At 74.0% G+C, this 19,674-nt stretch carries 14 protein-coding genes; 6 read left to right on the forward strand and 8 right to left on the reverse strand.

Going from position 1 to position 19,674, the window contains the following annotated elements; all coding sequences use genetic code 11:
• Positions 1-249 precede the first annotated feature (249 nt).
• The 4 genes from OG776_RS00420 to OG776_RS00435 all read left to right on the forward strand — a co-directional run bounded on the left by OG776_RS00420 (position 250) and on the right by OG776_RS00435 (position 7,143).
• Positions 250-1,641, forward strand: a complete 1,392-nt coding sequence (locus OG776_RS00420) for an NDP-hexose 2,3-dehydratase family protein (protein WP_148015043.1) — start codon at positions 250-252, stop codon at positions 1,639-1,641.
• The gene (locus OG776_RS00425) at positions 1,638-2,681 is read left to right on the forward strand and encodes a Gfo/Idh/MocA family protein (RefSeq protein WP_261995130.1); all 1,044 of its coding nucleotides are present in this window, start codon (positions 1,638-1,640) and stop codon (positions 2,679-2,681) included. Before OG776_RS00420 ends, OG776_RS00425 begins: the two co-directional genes overlap by 4 nt.
• A 204-nt stretch (positions 2,682-2,885) precedes the next feature.
• Complete coding sequence (locus OG776_RS00430; protein WP_187286143.1) at positions 2,886-3,593, forward strand: VC0807 family protein; 708 nt, start codon at positions 2,886-2,888, stop codon at positions 3,591-3,593.
• A gap of 1,153 nt (positions 3,594-4,746) precedes the next feature.
• Complete coding sequence (locus OG776_RS00435; RefSeq protein ID WP_329318061.1) at positions 4,747-7,143, forward strand: helix-turn-helix transcriptional regulator; 2,397 nt, start codon at positions 4,747-4,749, stop codon at positions 7,141-7,143.
• Positions 7,144-8,156: 1,013 nt separating this feature from the next.
• On the opposite strand, the gene OG776_RS00440 is transcribed toward OG776_RS00435, so the two are convergent.
• Positions 8,157-8,333, reverse strand: a complete 177-nt coding sequence (locus OG776_RS00440) for a hypothetical protein (protein ID WP_187286144.1) — start codon at positions 8,331-8,333, stop codon at positions 8,157-8,159.
• A gap of 167 nt (positions 8,334-8,500) precedes the next feature.
• Here OG776_RS00440 and OG776_RS00445 point away from each other — a divergent pair, with 167 nt between their 5' ends.
• Together OG776_RS00445 and OG776_RS00450 are read left to right on the forward strand one after the other, a co-directional pair.
• A complete protein-coding gene (locus OG776_RS00445) occupies positions 8,501-9,484 on the forward strand; it encodes a hypothetical protein (RefSeq protein ID WP_148015045.1) in 984 nt (327 codons plus the stop codon).
• A 126-nt stretch (positions 9,485-9,610) separates the two neighbouring features.
• Positions 9,611-10,612 (forward strand): AfsA-related hotdog domain-containing protein, encoded by a 1,002-nt coding sequence (locus OG776_RS00450; protein ID WP_148015046.1) that lies wholly within the window; start codon positions 9,611-9,613, stop codon positions 10,610-10,612.
• Here OG776_RS00450 and OG776_RS00455 read toward each other — a convergent pair.
• From OG776_RS00455 to OG776_RS00485, 7 genes are read right to left on the reverse strand one after another with little or no spacing between them, the layout of a single operon-like run.
• The gene (locus tag OG776_RS00455; protein ID WP_148015047.1) at positions 10,592-11,452 is read right to left on the reverse strand and encodes a 4'-phosphopantetheinyl transferase family protein; all 861 of its coding nucleotides are present in this window, start codon (positions 11,450-11,452) and stop codon (positions 10,592-10,594) included. The genes OG776_RS00450 and OG776_RS00455 overlap by 21 nt on opposite strands.
• A complete protein-coding gene (locus tag OG776_RS00460; RefSeq protein ID WP_148015048.1) occupies positions 11,449-11,706 on the reverse strand; it encodes an acyl carrier protein in 258 nt (85 codons plus the stop codon). The genes OG776_RS00455 and OG776_RS00460 overlap by 4 nt, the downstream gene beginning before the upstream one ends.
• Positions 11,696-13,597 carry an HAD-IIIC family phosphatase gene (locus OG776_RS00465; protein ID WP_148015049.1) on the reverse strand — a complete coding sequence of 634 codons (1,902 nt, stop codon included), beginning with the start codon at positions 13,595-13,597 and terminating at the stop codon, positions 11,696-11,698. The genes OG776_RS00460 and OG776_RS00465 overlap by 11 nt, the downstream gene beginning before the upstream one ends.
• On the reverse strand, positions 13,594-14,655 hold the full coding sequence (locus OG776_RS00470) for a 3-oxoacyl-[acyl-carrier-protein] synthase III C-terminal domain-containing protein (RefSeq protein WP_148015050.1): 1,062 nt from the start codon (positions 14,653-14,655) through the stop codon (positions 13,594-13,596). The genes OG776_RS00465 and OG776_RS00470 overlap by 4 nt, the downstream gene beginning before the upstream one ends.
• On the reverse strand, positions 14,652-17,606 hold the full coding sequence (locus OG776_RS00475; protein ID WP_329318068.1) for a type I polyketide synthase: 2,955 nt from the start codon (positions 17,604-17,606) through the stop codon (positions 14,652-14,654). Before OG776_RS00475 ends, OG776_RS00470 begins: the two co-directional genes overlap by 4 nt.
• Positions 17,594-17,875 (reverse strand): acyl carrier protein, encoded by a 282-nt coding sequence (locus OG776_RS00480; RefSeq protein ID WP_148014244.1) that lies wholly within the window; start codon positions 17,873-17,875, stop codon positions 17,594-17,596. The genes OG776_RS00475 and OG776_RS00480 overlap by 13 nt, the downstream gene beginning before the upstream one ends.
• A gap of 35 nt (positions 17,876-17,910) precedes the next feature.
• Positions 17,911-19,674 (reverse strand): acyl-CoA dehydrogenase, encoded by a 1,764-nt coding sequence (locus OG776_RS00485; protein ID WP_329318070.1) that lies wholly within the window; start codon positions 19,672-19,674, stop codon positions 17,911-17,913.

Genomic DNA, 19,674 nt, shown 5'->3' on the forward strand with positions numbered 1-19,674 from the left:
CAGGTGCTCTAGGGGAATTCCTAAGCGGTGCCCGGGTGCCCGGGACGTGCCGTTCGCGGGCTCTGGGACCTGTCCCCATAGCGAGGGAGGGAGGGTCCGGGCAAGGGGTCAAGTCTAGGCGTCTGCCCGAACTGCGGACGGCACGCTCAAGGGGCGGCAGCCGACTGCCGCGAGGCCTGTGCCCGGGTGCCGACCGCGTCGTGCGCGCGGGCCGATCGCTGTACCCCTTGAAGGAGAAGAGGCGCATCCATGACCGCGATGAACCTGGTGTTGCCGTCACGTGCCGTGGACCCTCCCCTCGTGTCCCGGCTGGCGGCGTCGGCGGCGGTGGTCGAGGGCGGGGTGATGAGCAATGCGGAGGTGTTCGCCTGGATCGACGAGCGGCAGCGTGCGCAGCAGCAGCATGTCGAGCGGGTGCCGTTCGCGGCTCTGCGCGGCTGGCGTTTCGACCAGCGGACCGGCGATCTGCGTCATGACAGCGGGCGGTTCTTCTCGGTGCTGGGGCTCGCGGTGCGCTCGGACTTCGGGCCGGTGCGGACGTGGTCGCAGCCGATCATCCACCAGCCGGAGATCGGGATCCTGGGCATCGCGCTGCGGGACTTCGACGGCATTCCGCATCTGCTGATGCAGGCGAAGTCGGAGCCGGGCAACGTGAACGGCGTGCAGTTGTCGCCGACCGTGCAGGCGACGAAGAGCAACTACACAGGTGTGCACGGTGGTTCGGCGGTGCCGTACATGGATGTCTTCCGCAGGCCCGGGCCGGGGCAGGTGGTCGCAGACGTCCTGCAGTCGGAGCAGGGGTCGTGGTTCCTGCACAAGCGCAACCGGAACATGGTCGTGGAGGTGGGCCCGGAGGTGGAGGCCGGCGAGGACTTCGCCTGGCTGACGCTGGGTCAGGTCAACCTGCTGCTGGGCCACGACAACCTGGTGAACATGGACGCCCGTACGGTGCTGTCCTGCCTGCCGGACTGGCGTGGCGGCGAGGAGAACCTGGTCGAGGACGCCGGCTGGTCGCTGCACACCGGCCGGGAGGTCCGGACCTGGATCACCCGGCGGCGTGCGGAGCACGAGGTGAGCGCGGCGCCGATCCCGCTGGCGCAGGCGCAGGGCTGGCTGCGGACGCAGCACGCGGTGACGCACTGCAACGGCCTGTACTTCGATGTCGTCGCGGTGGACGTGTCCTCCCGCGGGCGTGAGGTGCCCGCCTGGTCGCAGCCGCTGCTGGAGCCCCGGGGCATGGGGGTGGCGGCGCTGTTCGTGAAGCGGATCGACGGGGTGCTGCACGCCCTGCTGCGGGCCCGTGCCGAACCGGGTTTCCTCGATGTGGTGGAGCTGGGTCCGACCGTGCAGTGCGTGCCGGAGAACTACGAGCATCTGCCCGAGTCGGACCGGCCGCCGTATCTCGCGCAGGCGCTGGCGCGCCGCGACCGTGCCCGTTACGACGTGGTGCTGTCCGAGGAGGGCGGCCGGTTCCGGAACGCGCAGAGCCACTACATGATCATCGAGACGGAGAGCGACTTCCCCGCCGTGTCGGACGAGTTCCGCTGGCTGACGCCTGGTCAGCTGGATGAACTGCTGCGGTACAGCCATCACTTGAACGTGCAGGCGAGGACGCTGGTCGCGGCGCTGAGGTCGCTGTGAGCGGCGGTACGGACCGGCCGCTGCGGCTGGGCGCGCTGGGGACCTCGTCGATCGCGCGCCGTCGCGCGCTGCCGAGCGCGGTGGCCGCGCCGGAGGTGGAACTCGTCGCCGTCGCGGGCCGGTCGGCGCAGAAGACGGCGGTGTTCGCGGAGCAGTTCGGCTGTGCGGCGGAGGCGGATCCCGCGTCGCTGCTGGAGCGTCCGGACGTGGAGGCGGTGTACATCTCCACGCCGACCGCGCTGCACCACACCTGGGCGGCGCGGGCCCTGCGGGCGGGCAAGCACGTGCTGGTCGAGAAGCCGGTCGGGGTCAACGCCCACGAGGCCCGCGAGCTGGCCGACCTGGCGCGGGAGCGCGGGCTGGTCCTGCGTGAGAACTTCATGTTCCTGCACCACCCGCAGCACGACTTCGCCGCGGATCTGGTGCGCCGTGGCCGGCTGGGCCGGCTGAGCGCGATGCACGCGGCCTTCTGCATTCCTCCGCTGCCCGCCGACGACATCCGCTACGTGCCCGACATGGGGGGCGGGGCGCTGCTGGACGTGGGGGTGTATCCGCTGCGCGCCGCCCAACTGCTGCTGGGCAAGGGGCTCCAGGTGGCCGGGGCGGTGCTGCGTACCCGGCCGGACGGGCTGGACCTGTCGGGTCAGGCGCTGCTGGTGTCGCCGTCCGGTGTCCTCGCGGACGTGACGTTCGGTTTCGAGCACGCGTACACGTCGACGTACTCGCTGTGGGGTGACGCGGCGCGTCTGTCGGTGACGCGGGCCTTCACGCCGCCGCCCGCGCACCAGCCGGTGCTCGTGCTGGAGGAGCAGGACCACGAGGAGCGGTTCACGCTGCCGGCCGCCGACCAACTGCACCGCTGTCTCGCGGAGTTCGCGGCGGCGGTCCGGCGGGGCGAGGCGGGCGGCGCGGAGGAGGCCGAGTGGCGCCGGGCCGTGGTGGCGGGCATGGATCTGGTCGACCTGGTGAACAAGGTGGCCGTGCGGGTGCCCGTGGGTGACGGCCGGGAGGACCGGGACAGACCCTCCGGCGGCAGGTGAGCGCCGCTGCCCGGTCCTGACGTCCCGCCGTGCACGACGACCGGAAATCGCCCTCCCCCCGCGCGCACCCGTGGTCCACTGCCGGGCAGACCATCACAGGGGGGAGGGCCCGGAAGCCGACGAGCGTGGCATGCCACCCCGAAGACCGTCCTGCCCAGCCCAATGGCCGGCCCGGAAGCCGGCCGCACCAGAGGAGTGTCCGTCATGGCTCCCCCCACCTCTCCCGGTCCCGCCTACGACAGTCCGCCGCCCCCGCCCGCCGGGGACGCGCCGGAGACCGCCGCGTCCCCCCGGTCCCCGGCCGGGGCGTGGGGCTTCCTCGCGACCGTGGTCTGCGACATCGTCCTGCCGGCCGGCCTCTACTACGTGCTGCGCGACCTGGGCGCCGACGAGATCACCTCGCTGCTGGTGAGCGGATCGGCGCCCGCCCTGCACACGCTGTACCTTGCGGTGCGGCACCGCAAGGTCGACGCCCTCGGTGTCTTCACCCTCACGCTGCTCGCCGTGAGTGCCCTCGCTTCGGTGGCGACCGCCAGTCCGCGCATCGTGCTCGCCCGCAACAGTCTGTTCACGGCGCTGGCCGGGGTGTGGCTGCTGGTCACCCTCTTCACCGCCCGGCCCTTCACGTACCAGGCCCTCAAGGCGCTGCTGCCCGGCCGGACCGAACGGCTGGAGAGCCTGTGGGAGCGGGATGTCGCGTTCCGCCGTGTGTGGCGTGCCGTGACCGTCCTGTGGGGTCTGGGGCTGCTCGTGGACGCCCTGGCGCGCCTGATCATGGCTTACACCCTGCCGGTCGACAGCGTGCCCGCGCTGGACGCGGCCCTGTACGCGGTGACCTGGATCGTGCTCCAGATCGTCACGCAGATCTCGCTGTACCGCTCGGGCACCTTCCGGAAGATCTTCTCGCGCTGATCACCCGGCCGGAGCCGGTCCGAGGCACGACAGACTTAACGGTCGTTTAATTCGGATCTTTCGCGCCACATATGTAACTTCGAGATGATTATTCGGTTACGTGTGATCGGTGTCGGGTTCGCCTGCGGGGCGTCCGGCCGCCGGGCCGGGCGCCCGTCGGGGGCCGTCGGGCACCGGCGCGCGTACGGGCGGCCGCAAACGGGCGCCCGCGGGCGCGGGCGGCATCCGCCCCCCGCCCGGCGTCACCTCCGCAAACCTCCCGCGCCCGGGGCGCGGAGGGTGTCCCGGCCCCCTTCGGGGCCGCCCCTCACGGACCTCACCTCGGTATCCGCTCTCCCGGCCGGCGGCCCGTGCCCGGCGCGGGCCGCCCAGGTGTTCCTGGGCGCCACGCCGTCGAGCAAACTCCCGGCCCGCGGCCCCGCCGCCCGGCGCGGGCACGGCGGCCGGCGCGGGCACGGCGGCCGGGCCGGCGACGGCCGGCCGGTGCCCCGCGCACCGGCCGGGTGCGCCCCCGCGAGCCCCTCCGCGCCGGGCGCGAGGACGGCCGCACCCGTCCGGTCACCTCACGGACGGGAGGAAGGGTGAAGGTGACGTGAAGGTGTCACCGGGGTGCGGTGCGCGCGGTCCGGGCGAGGTTGTGAAGTCGGCGGCCACAGCGGGCCCGTAGGCATAACCCGACCGAATACGGCGCACGCGCCACGGGCCGCCGCCGCTTCTCCCGGCGCACGTCGAATGGGCGAGAACGCGTCCGGCCGCCGACGCCGCGGGCCGGACACGGCCGGTGTTTGGCCCCCGCGGGGGGCCAACGTTGTCACGGGCCTCCGCACGGCCCCCAACGTCCATGTGTGAAAGCCTGGTTCGCGCATATCCGGGGAAGAGCCGCGCAAACTTGAGACGCGCTGGAGACTCGCTCGAAAGACAGTTGAATCCTGCAACGCGAACGTCAATTTGTGACCGCTTTCCTCTCTTCTTGTCACCGCACCGCGCATTCGACCGCTTGGCCACCTGTCAGGGAATTCCCTGACACCGTCCCCGCCCGCACCCAGCCCCACCTGCACTTCCTGCCATGCAGGCACCGGCCAGCAGCAACCCCTGGGAACGGGCCTGACGTTGCGCCAGCCTGCCCCTCAGCCGCAGCGACGAGGGAGGCCCTGTGCCGCACGGGCGGGCCGGTGCGCCCGGGCAGGGTGTCCACGCACATGAACTGGCCCTTCTGACGGAGGAGTTGGATCATGCTCACGGGTCGGCCGGGTTCGTCCGGCTGAGCGGCGAACCATGGGTCGGCAAGACCCGTCTGGCGCTCCGCCTGGCCCGGGCCGCCGCACACCGGGGGTGGGCCGTGGCGTGCGGCCGGGCCGCCAGGGACGGGACCGGACGTCCCTTCCACGCGCTGGTGGACGCGCTCGACGACCAGCTCGCCGCGGCGGACCCCGCCGTCCTGGAACGGCTGGGTCCGGCCCGGCTGCGCGTGCTGGCCCAGGTCTTCCCCGCCCTGGGCGGCTCCGTCCCGCACGGCCCGCCGGAGGCCGATGTCCACGCGGTCGCGCGGGCGTTGCGTGCCGTGCTGGAGGAACTGGCCGGCCGGCGCGGGCTCCTGCTGGTGCTGGACGACGCGCACCGCGCGGGGTGGGAGGTGGCGGAGTTCGCCGAACACCTGCTGCGCCACCCGCCCGACGCACCCGTGCTGACGGTGCTCGTGCACCGCGGCAGCGGGCCGGGCGCCGGACGGCTGGCCTCGCTCGCCCACCCCGACGGCGCGGTGCGCCACATCCCGCTGCGGCCGCTGGCGCGCGAGGCGGCCGCGGCGCTGCTGCCCGAGGGGCTCGCCCCGCTCCACCGGGAGCTGGTCCTGCGGGACGCGGAGGGGGTGCCGGGGCTGCTGCGGGCGCTGTCCGACGGTGAGCCGCCCGACGCCGCGGGAGTCCCCCACAGCAGTCTCGAACTGGCCTGCGGGCCCTCCCCCTTGGCGCCGTCCGCCCCGGCGCTGGACCTGGGCGCGCTGTCCCCGCTCGCCCGGCTGGCCGCGGACGCGGCCGCCGCCGCGGGCGACCCCTTCACCGTGGAGACGGTGGCGCACACGGCGCCGCTGCCCCTCGGCCTGGCCCTGCGCGCGGTGGACGAACTGCACAGCGAGGGCATCCTCGTGCCGGACCCGCGGGCGGGGTGGTCCCGCTTCCGCCGGCCCGCGGCCCGGGCCCTGGTGCACCAGGCCGCGGGGGCCGCGCAGCGGCGCGCGGCCCGGGAGCGGGCGCTCGCCGCACCGGACGCCGGAGACGACACCGGCGGCGCGGTCCTCGCGCTGCTGGAGACCGCCGGGCCGCCCACGGCCGCGCAGGCGGCCCTGCTGGAGAGCTGCGCGCGCACCACGGTGTTCACCCAGCCGGCCCGCGCGGAGCGGGCCGCCCGCCGGGCGGCGGAACGGCCCGGCGCCCCGCCCGGCCCGCATCTGCTGCGCTGCCAGGCCCTGGTGCTGTGCGGGCGGCCGGCCCAGGCGCTGACCGAGTACGCGCGGCTGTGGCCACGGCGGGAGGCCGCCCCGCCTCCCGCCACCACCGAACGCACCGAACGCACCGAACGCACCGAACGCACCGACACCACGGTGTGGACCGAGGCCGCGGTGTGGCGGGCCCGGGCGCTGCGGCTGCTGGGGGCCCGCCCGCAGGCGAGACGGGTGCTGCGCGCGGTGTCCGCCGGTGACCGGGCCGCCGTTCCGGCGGCGCAGGCCGAACTGGCCGCGCTGCTGCTGGAGTCGGGGCGGCCGGCCCGGGGGGCCGCGCTCGGCGCCGCCCGCCGCGCGGTGCGCTGCGCGCCGCAGAGCGACGTGGCCGCGTACAGCCACGCGCTGGCGCTGCTGGCCGCCGCGCACGCGGCGCAGGGGGCGCGGGAGGCGGCTCTGGAGGCGGCCGGGGAGGCCGGACCGCTGCTGTCCGGGCTCGGACCGGAGGAGGCCGCTCCGGTCGTGGAGGCGTGGCGCTGGCTGGGCGAGGCCGTGGCGGACGGCGACGCCCGGCGGGCCCGGCAGTTCTTCCGGCACGGTTTCGACCTCGCCCTGCACCACGGGCAGGGGCATTTGCTCGGCCCCTTCGCGCTGGGGCTGGCACTGGCCTGCCTGCATTCCGGTGAACCGGCCGCCGCCGCCCGGCACGCCCGTTTCGCCGCCGCGGAATTCGACCGGCTCACCGCCTACGATTCCGCGGCCACCGCTCAAGATCTCCTCGAATTCATCGAAAGAGGACCCGAACGCAATCCGGAGAACGATTTCGGAATTCCGCTCAGCACGCGCGAGAAGGAAATCGCGATGCTGATAGGCCCGGGTCTCACGAATAAACAGATCGCGGCCCGCATGAACATCAGCATCAAGACCGTGGAAACTCATCTCGGCCGCATATTCAAGAAGCTCGGGGTGAGATCACGGGCCGAGGTCGTCTTCCGGCTCAGTATTCCGGCGGCCGGGTTTCCGCCACCGGACGAGGAATGCGGGCCCGCCGCGCGGCGGCCGGCCACCGTCCGTTCACCCGCACCCGGAGGGCACCCTCCCGGTTCCGGGTGAACGGACGGTGGCACGGGGGTCCGTCCGCGCGGACGGTTCTGCCGTTGGCCGGTGCCTGAGGCAAAACCGCCGGGAAGCGGACCCGGTACGCCCGCTACGGGCACCTTTGCGGCCACAAAGACCCGGCCGGGGCCGGCGCCCGGACACCGCTCCCGGGGCGAACGCGCAGGTCCGGAGCGGTGTCAGAGGGTCCTTCTCCCCCGACGCCGGGCGGCGCCGGACCCGGCGGGGCCCCGCCGGGCGGGCCGGTGCCGGCCGCGCCGCGCACAAGGCCACCCTGCACGCACCCCGCCGCCCCAGACCGACCGACCGCCCGGTACGGACCTTTCCGCCAGGTCCGCGGGCCGCCGTCATGCACAGGAGCGGGCGCCGCGTCCAGGCCCTTACGGGCAGAGTGTCGGCCACGAAGAGGACGCGCCCCGGGGCCCCGGCCGCCGCGCCCCACGGGCCCGCGGCCGGGTGCGGCAGGCCCCTGATCCGGCCAGGCGCCGCCGGGACCCCGCGGCCCCCTCGCGCCGGGCCCCGCCGGACCGGCGCCGACCGCTGTCCGTGCCACCGAACAGGCCTTACGCCGTCCCGGACCGTATACCCCGGGCCGCACACCCCCGCCGGGCGGCCGCGACGCGCCCGGGCGCCCCGCGGGAGCCCGGCCGTCCGGCGGGAGCGGCCCGGCTCCCCCGGGCCGCGCCGCGAGGAGTCCCGCCACGGCGGCCGCCGCCCGTCATCGCACCCGCTCCCGCGCCGCGCCCCACGGGGCCGGGGCGCGGGTCCGCGCGGGCCGCCGCGGCCGCCCGGGATCCGTCCGCCGGCCCGGCGGACCCCGTACAGCAGGACGGCCCGCCGGTTTCCGCGGCGGGCCGTCCGACCGGTCGGGCCGACCGGCCGGCTGCCGGTTCGACGGGCCGGCTGGTCAGGTCGGGCCCGTCGGGTGGAAACATGAGCAAAGCCCGCTTTGCGGACATGCCGACGGGCGGCCCGGGAAGCACCGGCCCGCCCGCGTCACAGCTGGTCCATCAGCCCCACTGGTCGTCCCCGAGCGGCGCCGCGTGCACGGAATGCGACGAAGGTGTCGACACGGCCACCTGGCCGTGCGCAATCGCGGGAACCGTAATGTTGGCGCCGAGTGCGCCGATGAATCCGGCAGTGGCCAGAAGTCCAGCGGTCGTGATTCGCAGTACAAGCTTGCTCATAGCTACCCCCAAGTTCGACAGTTGGCCGTGCAGCAGCAAGACTCGCCGACCCGGGTTCTCCGCCCAACCCATTCCTGGTGTCGTAAAGTTGCCTGACAAGAAGTTCCGTCGCGCGGGAATGCGAGCCTCCAGTGCCTGAAAGCTCTCTCCCTGCAGGCGCTTTCGCCATGCTGGATGACGCAGAAGCGAAGGCGTACCGCAATGCAGTCCTGCTGGGCCGCTTTGTCCGTGAGGAGATGGCGACCGCCCTCGGCGTCTCCCTGGAAAAGGTGGCACAAGTCGAGGAGCGCCTGACGGCGCTCAGCCTGCTGCGCCCGCTGCCCGGCGAGCCGGACCTGCTGGTCCCGGTGAGCCCCGACACTGCGGTGGCCGACCTCGTGGGGCCGGCCGAGGGCCGCATACGCGACCTGCAGCGGGAGGTCACCGAGATACGTGACCAGATGGGCGCGCTGCGCGCGACCTACTTCGAGAGCCGCCAGCAGCGCAACCAGGCCGAGGCCTTCGACGTGATCAGCGACATCAACGCGCTGCAGGCCGTGCTGGACGAGCAGGGCGAGCGCTGCCGCACCGAGATGCTCAGCGCCCAGCCCGGCGGTGCCCGCCCCTCCAGCCTGCTGGCCAACGCCCGGCCCAGAACCCTGGAACGGCTCAGACGCGGGGTGCAGATACGTCACCTCTACCAGCACACCGCGCGCAGCGACCTGGCCACCGCCTCCTATGTGCGGGCGATCACCGAGCACGGCGCCGAGGTGCGCACCACCGACGAGCTGATCGACCGGATCGTCATCTACGACCGGGAGGTGGCCTTCCTTCCCGAGCAGCACGTGGGCGGCCGGGCCCCCGGGGCGGTGGTGGTGCGCGAGCCGACCCTGGTGGCCTTCATCTGCCGGGTCTACGAGCATCTGTGGTCCGGGGCCACCCAGTTCGTGCCCGGGGCCGAGGACAGCAGCGAGATCACCGACGACCTGAAGCGGTCGATCATCCGGCTCATGGCGCAGGGCTACAAGGACGAGCTGGTGGCCCGCAGGCTGGGCATGTCGGTGCGCACCTGCCGCCGCTACATCTCCCAGATCATGCTGAGCGTCGACGCCAACAGCCGCTTCCAGGCCGGGGTGCACATCGCGCTGACGGGACTGCCCGACCTCCAGTAGACCGGCCGGCACTGCCTGCCAGGCCACAACCTGTCACCGGACGCAAGTGGCCTTACCGCCCCGCTCCCCGGCAGGCTGGTACGACCAGTCACATCGAGCCAGGACACCGCCGAGGAGTGTGAGGCGTTGGAGACTTCCCGGCCCGCGCCGCCGGGGTACGGACACGGCAGCCGCCATCTGGTGCACCGGCCGCAGTGCTTCGGCCCCCAGACGCCCGACAGCCCCGACGACCGGTCGCAGGAGTTCGTCCTGACCGGTGAACTGCCCACCTCGCACCCGCTGTTCAACGACGGGCACGACCGCTTCCACGACCTGCAGGCGGCCATGGCGATGGTCCGCCAGGTCAGCGGCGGGATCGGCCAGGCCCACTTCGGGGTCGCGGCCGACCGGGTGCCGATCTTCTACCGGTTCGGCCTGGAGATGGACGAGGTCAGCGCCTGGCGCCGGCACGCGGGACCCGGCACACTGACGACGACCATGCGGGTGCGGCCGGACAAGGTGATCTCCGGCGTCCCGCGGGCCCTGGAGTTCGACGCGCGCCTGGAGATCGACGGGGTCGCGGCGGGCACCGGGTCGGCCAATCTGCTCTTCCTCGCCCCGATGGCGCACCGCAGCCATCGCGAGCACTCCCGTCACACCGTCCTCGCCACGGCCGGGCAGCAGCATCCCGGGCACGACGACACCACCGACACCACCAGCAGGTCACCGGGGCCCGCTCCCGCGGACGTGGGGCGCGCCAGCGCCGCCAACGTCCTGCTGCGCCCCCCGGTGACCGTCAACGGGCAGCGGCTGTCGGCCGCGGTGCTCGCGCCCGACACCTGGCGGGCCGGCGCGGTCCGCCCGGACCGGGTGACCTCATCCGCGCTGCTGCTCGAAGTGCTGCGCCAGACGGCGCTGTTGACCGCGCACCGGCTGCACGGCCTGGACCCGCGGCACTGTGCGCCCGTGGCCATGCACACGCATTTCCGGGGCCACGCGGAGCCCGATCTGCCGCTGCGGTGCGTGGCGGTGGCGCAGTCGGTCCGGCAGGACGCGCTGGGGCGGCCGCTGGTGGCGATGACGCTCGCCCTGACCCAGGCGGGGAGGGCGGTGACGGAGGCGGCGGTGTCAGTCGTCGAGGATCTGTGACCACTCCTCCTGCTCGGCGTCCAGTGCCTCCTGGATCGCCGCGACGGCCTCGGCGTCGAGCATCGTGGTGATCTCCGTGTCCAGGGTGCGGCCCATGCCGGCATCGTAGACCGCGATGCTCACCACGAACTCGGTGCCGCCGCTGTTGAGGACGAGGGTGCGCAGGGTCCACTCGTCACCCGCTCCGGCCGTGCCGTCGGGCCGGTTCAGCTGCACGGGCCTACTCTGCGGGCCGAAGCCGAACTCGTTGAAGCGGAACTGCATGCCCTGGCCGATCGCCTTGCTGTAGGCCTCCTTGAGCGTCCACAGCCGGACCAGGCTCGGGTTGCGTTCCGGCTCCGGCAGCCTCGACAGCATGCGCTGCTCGTCGGGGGTGCAGATGAGCCGGGCCAGGCCGCGGGCGTAGATGCTGCGGTCGGCGCGTTCCGCGTCCACCCCGATCAGGCCGCTGCTGGTCAGGCCGACCAGCAGCAGGTCGTCGGTGTGGCTGAGGCTGATGTCGATCTGGTCGCAGCCGCGCAGGTAGGGGCGTCCGGTCGGCCCGTAGGCCAGTTCCAGGTCGATCGCCTCGGCCCGCAGGGCGGCCGCGGCGGCGTGTTTGAGCAGCCGCCGTGACGCCGCGTACCGGCTCTGGATGTCCGGGTGTCCGATGTCGCGGTAGCGCGACCAGTCGCGGCCCAGCACCGCGCGCAGGGCGGGGCCGTCCGGTGCCCGCGGCCGCCAGTCGGCGAGCCGGCCGTGGACCACCGCCGTGCCGTAGCGCCGCAGGTCCTCGCGGACCGCCGCCCAGTCGCTGTCCTCGGCTGTCACACCGATCAGGCCCCCGCCGACGGCGTTCATCGGGTGTCCCTCCCCTCGGTGGTGACCAGTGAGTGGATCTCGCGCATGCTACGGGCTTCGAGCAGGCGGCTGACCGGGACGCTGCGGCCCGTCTCGCGTTCCAGGAGCATCAGCAGGCGCAGCAGGTGGACCGAGTCCCAGTCGGGCAGCTGGTCGAAGTCGGCCGCGGCCTGTTCCTCGGTCAGGTCCAGGCCCAGGCCGTCGCGCACCGCTTCGAGGAAGCCGGCGAGGCCGGCCGTGCTGTCACGACTCATCGGCGTCTCCTTCGAAGTCGGCCCGCACACTCAGGTGGCCGGGCGGGGCGGGGATGTCCTTCAGGTCGTGCCGGAACAGTGTCTCCGCGCTGTCGCCGGGGGTGTCGGGCACGAAGCCGAGTGAGGGGTAGAAGCCGCTCGCCCGTCCGTTGCCGCGGGTGGCGCGGTAGCGGGCGCGGACCGCGGGCAGGCCCAGGTCGCGGGCGTGGGCGAGGACCGCGGCCAGGCAGCCGTGTTCGATGTCGCGGGCCAGTACCCGGCAGCTGAGCAGCATGTTGTCGATCGTCAGGCCGTCCGGGGCGCGGCGGGTGAAGATCGCGCCGACCAGGCCGCTGTCGCCGTACCGGTCGCTCACGCGCACCGTCAGCGGGCGGCGGCCCCCGGTGCACAGCTGCTCGGGCGGGAGGCGTTCGCCGGTGAGGTTGAACTGGTTGGTGCGCAGCGAGAGTTGGGACAGCCGCGGTAGTTCGTGGGGGCGGGGCGGGGCGATGCTGACGACGATGCCCAGTTCGCGCAGGTACTCCTCGTGCGAGCCGGTCGCGCCGCGCAGCCGGGCCCGGGCGTCGGCGCCCCGGTACTGGGCGGCCCGGCCGCGGTCCTCGTCGGTCACGTGCGGGGTGTCGAACCAGCCGTCGGCCAGCAGCCGGGTGACGTGCCAGGCCGGTTCGGTGCCCAGCGGGACGACGGGGGTGTCGGGCAGGCGGTGGCGGACCAGGGCGCGTTCGGCGGGGTTGTCGTCGGCGAACACCAGGGCGTCGGTGGCGATGCCCAGCCGGCCGGCGATGGTGCGCAGGGCGGTGTCCTTGGGGTCCCAGCCGGCCTGCACGCTGACGAAGTCCTCGGCGCGCAGGGTCATCTCGGGGTGGTGGGCGAGGACGTCCCGGACCGGGCCTGGGTCGTTCTTGCTGCTGACGGCGAGCAGGACGCCCTGGGCGGCGAGTTGCTTGACGACCCGTTGGAGCGCGGCGTACGGCTCGCCCCGGGGGGTGGGCCCGCAGGTGATGCCGTCCGGTCCGTCCTCGCTCAGCACCCCGTCCCACAGGGTGTGGTCGAGGTCGAGGACCAGGCATTTCTTCGTCATGCCGCGCCGGGCGCGCAGCACGTGCACGGCCTCGCGGGCCAGGGCGGCGAAGAGGGCGGCGCTGAAGGCGCTGCGGGTGTAGAGGGCTAGCCGGGCGTCGGTGGCCGGTCCGGTGGCGGCGATGAGCGGGTCGAGGTCGACGACGGCCAGGGCGGGGTGGTCGCCGGGCAGCCGCAGCAGGCGGGCGTTGAACTCCCGCCACACCGCGCCGAGCAGGGCGCGCTGTCGCTGGTCGATGATCTGGTGGGTGGCGGCGCGGGGCAGCGGGAGGGTGTTGAGGACCAGGGCTCCGGTGCCGTGTGCGGTGTGGGCGTCGGCGACGGCGCGCAGCTGGTCCAGGAGCCGGGCGCAGGCCTGTTCGGCGTCGTCGACGCTCCAGGGCGTCACGAGCTGTTCCAGGACGGCTTCGGGTCCCAGTACACAGATCGTCAGTTCCGGTCTGTGGGAGCGCAGTTCGCTGTGTTCGTCGGTGAGGTCGCGCAGGTAGGCGCCGTGGTCGCCGGTGACGAGGCGGCCGAGCAGGCCGTGCCGGGCGAGTTCGGCCGTCAGCGGGTCGGTGAGCTGGGCGGTGGCGGAGTGCCCGGTGACGGCCACGGTCGGCACGGGGGTGTGCGGATGGTGGGCGAGGACGTCGTCGGGGCTCAGCCGGGTCAGCAGGCTTCCGCAGCGGGTCAGTTCGTCGGCGGTCTGTTCCTCGGTGCGGTCCGCGGCGTCGGTGACGGCGGTCAGCAGGGGGGCGACGTCGGGGTAGGCCGCGGCCAGCCGGCCGGTGCGGTGCAGGGTGCGCAGTTCGTCCAGGGCGGTGGTCATCGGGCGGGCCCTTCTTCCCCGGGGCCGGCGGCGGGCCGTCGCAGTGCCAGCCCCGCCTTGATCCATTTGCTGGACTCGACGACCACGGACAGGGCGCGTTCCCCGGGGGCCAGCCGGTCCATGAGCCGGTCGAGCTGGAGCAGGGGCAGGGCGTTGCCGGTGTTGCCGGTGTCGCGTACGCAGGAGACCTCGCGGCAGCCGGGCGGCAGGCCGAGGCCGGCGACGATCCGGTCGGTCATGTGTCCCGACAGCTGGGGCGGCAGGACGGCGTCGACCTGCTGCGGGGTCCAGCCCGCGGTGCTGAGCAGTTCCCACACGATCTCGCCGGCGAGGGCGGGTACCTCCTCCTCGATGGTCTTGTAGTCCTCGAAGAGCATCTGGCGGTCGGGGTCGGGTTCGGTGATCCCGCGCCAGCCCACGACCTGTCCCGGCGGGCGTCCCTGTCCCGCGAAGCGGTGCAGCAGGCCGTGTACGGCCAGGGCGTCGCCGTGCGGGTGCGTGGTGACGACCGCGGCGGCGGCTCCGTCGCCGAACAGGACGTAGTTGACGAGTTCCTGGCCGGCGAGGGTGGTGGCGTCCCGGCCGGCCTGGAGGAAGCGGGCGGTGACGTCGCCGGAGACGACGAGGCCGGTGCGGTGGCCGCCGGCGAGCAGGGCGCGGGCGACGTCGAGGGCCTGGACGGCGCCCGAGCAGCCGGCCTGGAGCTGGTAGGTGGGCAGGTGGTTGAGGCCGAGCCGGTCGGCGGTCTCGTTGGCGGTGGTGGGCAGCAGGGTGTCGGGGGTGGCGGTGGACAGCACCAGGAAGTCGAGGTCGGCGGCGGCCAGTCCGGCGGCGGCCAGGGCCCGGGCCGCGGACTCGGCGCACAGGTCGCCGAGGGTGTGGGTGATCTTTCCGGTCGCCAGGTCCCAGCCGAAGTGGCGGGTGCCGGTGCCGACGAAGAGGTCGATCCACTCCTCGCTGATCCCGAAGGCGCGGCTCAGTGCCGCGTTGTCGACGGGTTCGGCGGGCAGTGCGCTGCCCGTGCCGGCGATGTGCATGAGTGCGGTGCGCGCTGTCATGGCGTGGCCCCCGTGCTGGTCAGTTCGCGTACGAAGGCGGCGAGGGTGCCCACGGACTTCAGCGCGGGCAGCAGTTGCGGCACGGTGATGTCGGCGCCCCGCGGGAGTTGTTGTTCGATGCGGTTCTTCAACTGCATGATCATCACCGAGTCGAAGCCGAGGTCCTCGTAGAGCCGGGCCTCGGCGTTGACCTGTTCGGGTGCGTAGGCGCCGACCTCGACGACGGCGTCGATGACCGCGCTGAGCGCGGAATCGGGCCGGGTGCCCGGCGGGGTGCCGGGGTCCTCGGGGTGCGGTGGGCGGTCCGGGCCGTGGGCCGCCGGCCGGTGGGTGGTGTCCGGGGCGGTGGGCGGCGGGGCGGGGTGGGCGGTGGTCTGTCCGAAGCGGTGTGCGGCGGAGAAGACGTAGGGGGCGAGGCGTTCGGTGCGGCGGTGGGCGGGCTCGTAGAGGGCGTCCCAGCAGGGTTCGACGCCGCTGAGGTAGAGGCCGCCCACGGTCTCGGCCAGGTCGGTGAAGGTGGCGGCCCGGCCGGGGGCGGGGTGCAGCAGCCGGATGCCGGTGGGCAGGTCGCCCTGCCGGACGAGGTTCAGCAGGTGGGCGGCCGGGCCGAGTTCGACCAGGCAGGTCGGGGCGGCCTCGGTCATCAGGGCGGACAGTGCGTCGGCGAAGCGGACCGGTGTCACGGCCAGGTCCGCCCAGTACGCGGTGTCCGGGATCTCGTCGCGCAGCATCCGGCCGTGGCGGGCCGAGGCCAGGGCGATTCTGGCGGGGCCGGCCGTGACCGGGCCGGCCAGGGCGGCGATCCGGGCCTGCAGGTCGGTGTCCGCGGAGCCCTGGGCGGCGTGCGGGACCGGGAGGCGGCGGGTGTTCAGGCCGCGGGCGGCCAGGTCGGCGGCGGCCTGCCGCAGGACGTCGGCGGTGCCGGAGACGACGGTGTCGTGCGGGCCGTTGACGGCGGCGAGGAACAGGCCGGGGCGGGCGGCGAGGAGGTCGGCGAGTTCCTCCGGGGTGGCGCGCACGCTCAGCATGCCGCCGTCGGGCAGGTCGTGGGCGGCGGTGGCGTGGGCGGCGACCAGGCGTGCGGCGTCCGGCAGGGTGAGCATGCCCGCGGCCACCGCGGCGGCGATTTCGCCGGTGCCGTGGCCGAGGACGGCGTCGGGCACCACGCCCAGCTCGGCCAGGGTCCGGGTGAGGGCGTGGGCGACCGCGAACAGGGCGGGCTGGGCCCAGCGGGCGTGGTGGATCGCGGGGTCGTCGGCGAGGATCAGGTCCCGTACCGAGCCGCCGGTGTGGGGGCGCAGCGCGTCGTCGGCCTCGTCGAGATGGCGCCGGTAGAGGACGGATTCGCGGTAGAGGGCGGCCGTCATGCCGGGCTCCTGGCAGCCCTGTCCGGGGTAGAGGAAGGCGACGGCGGGCGGGCGCAGGGCGCGGTCGGTGACGCGGGCCAGGGTGTGTTCGTCGGCGGCGGCCGCACGGAGGGAGTCGGCGAGTTCGGCCGTGTCGCGGGCGGTGAACACGGCCCGGTAGGGCAGGCCGGTCTTGACCTGGTTGCTGGTCCAGCACACCGAGGCGGCGTCGCCGCGCGGACGGCGGGCGAGCGCTTCGGCCTGGGCGGTGAGGTTGCGGCGCAGGGCCTCGGGGGTGTCGGCGGAGAGGGTGAACGCCCCGGCGGTGGCCGGTCCGCGCACGGCGGTGACGGGGGTGCGGGGTGCGGAGGCCAGGACGGCGTGGGCGTTGGTGCCGCCCATGCCGAAGCTGCTGACGGCGGCGACCACTTCTTCGGCCGGCAGCCGCAAGGGGGCCTTGAGCAGGCTCAGTCCCCGTTCGGCGAGGCGCAGTTGGGGGTTCTCGCGGGTGGCGAAGCGGCTGGCGGGCACGATGCGGTGGTGCAGGGCGAGGGCGGTCTTGATGAGGCCGGCGATGCCGGCGGCTCCTTCGGTGTGCCCGATGTTGCCCTTGACCGAGCCGATCGCGCAGGGTTCGTCGCGGGGCACCGCGTGCACCTCGCCGAGGGCCGCGCACTCGATGATGTCGCCGAGCGAGGTGCCGGTGCCGTGTGCCTCGATGAAGCGGACCTGGTCGGCGTCGACGCCGGCCCTGCGGTAGGCGGCGGCCACCACGGCCTGCTGGGACCAGCGGCTGGGTGCGCTGACGCCGTTGCTGCGGCCGTCCTGGTTGACGGCGGTGCCGCGGATGACGGCGTAGACGCGCTGGTGGTCGTCGAGGGCGTCCTGGAGGCGGCGCAGGACCACCACGCCGACGCCGTCGCTGCGGCCGATGCCGTCGGAGTCGAGGCTGAAGGGCTTGCAGCGTCCGTCGGGCGCCTTGAGTCCCATCTGCTGGTAGACCATGCCCAGTGCGGGGGTGAGCACGATGTTGACGCCGGCGGCGAGCGCGGTGGAGCACTCCCCGGACAGCAGTGAGTTGACGGCGAGGTGCACGGCGACCAGGGACGAGGAGCAGGCGGTGTCGACCGCGAGGCTGGGGCCCTTGAGGTCGAGGTGGTAGGAGATCCGGTTGGCCGTCATGCCCGCGCTGCTGCCGGCGCCCAGTTGCGGGGTGACCCGCGCGTAGTCGCCCATGTGGAGCTGGGCCCACTCGCTGCCCATCACCCCGACGAAGACACCGGCGTCGCTGCCGGCGAGTGCGGACGGGGCGCGGCCGGAGTCCTCCAGGGCCCGCCAGGCGCACTGCAGCAGGAGCCGCTGCTGCGGGTCCATGGCGGCCGCCTCGCGGGGCGCGATGGTGAAGAAGTCGTTGTCGAAGGTGGTGACGGTGTCGACGAAGCCGCCCTGGACGGTGTCGTCGAAGCCGGGGCCGCGGCGGTCCTCGGGCAGCGGGCCGATCGCGTCGCCGCCGCGCATCAGCAGGTCCCAGTAGGCCTCGACGCCGTGGGCGGCGGGAAAGACGCAGTCCAGACCGACCACGGCGACGGCGTTCACCGTTGCCACCGGTCGGGGTCCGCGCCGCGCGCCGTCAGATGGGCCGTCAGGTGGGCGACGGTCGGATGGTCCCAGACGAGCGAGGGTTCGACGACGATGCCGAAGTCGTCCTCGATGTCGCCGCACAGGCTGAGCGCGCACACGGAGTCCATGCCGTACTCGGCCAGGGGCACCGTCGCCTCGATGTTCTCGGGCAGCCGGTCCAGGTAGACCGCCAGGTGCGTGATCAGCCACTCGTGGAGCGGGGCCTCGGTGTGCCACGGCGGGGAGGGAGTCATCCCTGAAGGCTCCTTGTCCTGATACGGGCCCGTGCTCAGCCCGGAATCGGTGTGTTGTGCAGGTCGAAGCCGCGCCGGTCGCCGTAGCGGGCCAGGACCTCCCGGTGGACCCGGGCGGTGCACTCGGCGGGCAGGTCGGAGGCGGGGATGCCCAGCCGCCGGGCGATGCGGTGCAGGGCGGCGGCGGCCCACGCCGGGTCGGCGAGGAAGGGGTCGGGGCCGCCCCGGTTGTGGTGCCACACGCCCAGGACGCAGGCGGCGGCGAGCACCAGCACGTAGCGGTCGGTCAGGGCGAACCAGGCCGGGCCCACCGGGTGGGCGGCGTCGGGGGGCGGCAGCGCCAGGACCCGGCTGCGCAGTTCGTGCAGTTCGGCGCTCATCTGGCCGGCCAGATGGCGCAGCGTGCGCTCGACGGCGGTGGAGCCGGGCACGGACGCGGCGGTGGCCAGCAGGGAGGCGCTGACGCTGTCGCGGCCGCAGGCCAGCGACAGTTGCCCGTAGTCGAAGGGCGGCAGCGGGGCGCCGGGGTGGAACAGGGAGGCGGGTGCCTCGGCGCTGGTGAACCAGGACTTCTCGGCGAGGGATCTGAGCTGCGGGATGATCGTGGCCTGGCAGGCGGCGGTGCCGGCGTGTCCGAGGCTGACCACCGGCACGTCGCGGATGTGTTTCTGGAAGATGCCGACGGTGCCCTCGCGGGTGTAGATCTGCGAGCCGAGCACGGTCGCCAGGTCGTACATGGTGTCGCTGAGCACCTGGGGCAGCAGCAGTTTGACCGCCGCGGAGTAGATGCTGGTCTCGGCGGGCAGCAGGTGCAGCGCCCGGGTGGCGACCACGGCCAGGCAGTCGTAGAGCAGCAGGTTGACGAAGGCCCCGGCGAGGGTGCCGGCGGTGTGCTGGGGGTCGGTGGGGTCGAGTCCGGTGCGGCCGGGCCGCTGGCTGCGGTCGACCAGGACGGCGGTGCGCAGGCCGGTCTCCACCGCCGCGGACACCATGGAGGCCATGAGGGTGCGGCTGACCTGGAAGGAGCGCAGGGCGGTCACCACTCCCCCGCCCAGGGGTCCCAGCAGGCTGTCGTGGGGGACGGCGCAGTCGTCGAGTTCGACCCCGGCGAAGAAGCAGCCGCGCAGGCCCAGGGTGGCGGGGCGGCGGGTGACGCGGTAGCGGTCGGCGGGCAGGGTGTGCGGGTCGAGCAGGAGCACCGAGTGGGCGCCCGTGGTGCCCGGCTGCGGTTCGGTGCGGCAGAACAGCACCAGGGCGTCGGCGCGGTGCAGGTTGTTGATGACCGGTTTGACGCCGGTGACCGACAGGCCGTCGGCGTGCACCTCGGCGCGTACCCCGCTGCGGACGAAGTCGTTGGTGTGGGCGGTCTCGTGCTGGGCGATGGCCGCCTTGGAGCCGGACAGCAGCAGGTCCGCCAGCCAGGTCCGCTGGGCGGCGCTGCCCTGCATCCACACGTCGGACGCGGCCATGAAGGTGGTCATGCCGTAGCCGGCGCCGAGGGCGACGTCGCGGCGGAAGACCGCGCGCATCACCCGCAGCAGGGTCTCGGCGGAGTCGAAGCGGCCGCCCAGTTCGGTCGGCACGAACTCGTGGCTCATGCCGAAGTCGTCGAGCAGCCCCTCGGCGTCGGCGGACAGCGCGGCCCGCCGGTCGGCGTGCAGCAGGGCCCGGTAGCCGACCGGGTTGGCCGGGTCGGCGGGGTCGCCCAGCAGCGCTTCCAGCCGGGCGACACGGGCCGGGGCCCCGCTCGGGGGCAGGCCCTCGTGCAGCGGCGGCTGGGTCAGCAGCGCGGAGGTCAC

The sequence above is a fragment of the Streptomyces sp. NBC_01689 genome (genome assembly GCF_036250675.1).
In the GTDB taxonomy this organism is placed as follows: domain Bacteria; phylum Actinomycetota; class Actinomycetes; order Streptomycetales; family Streptomycetaceae; genus Streptomyces.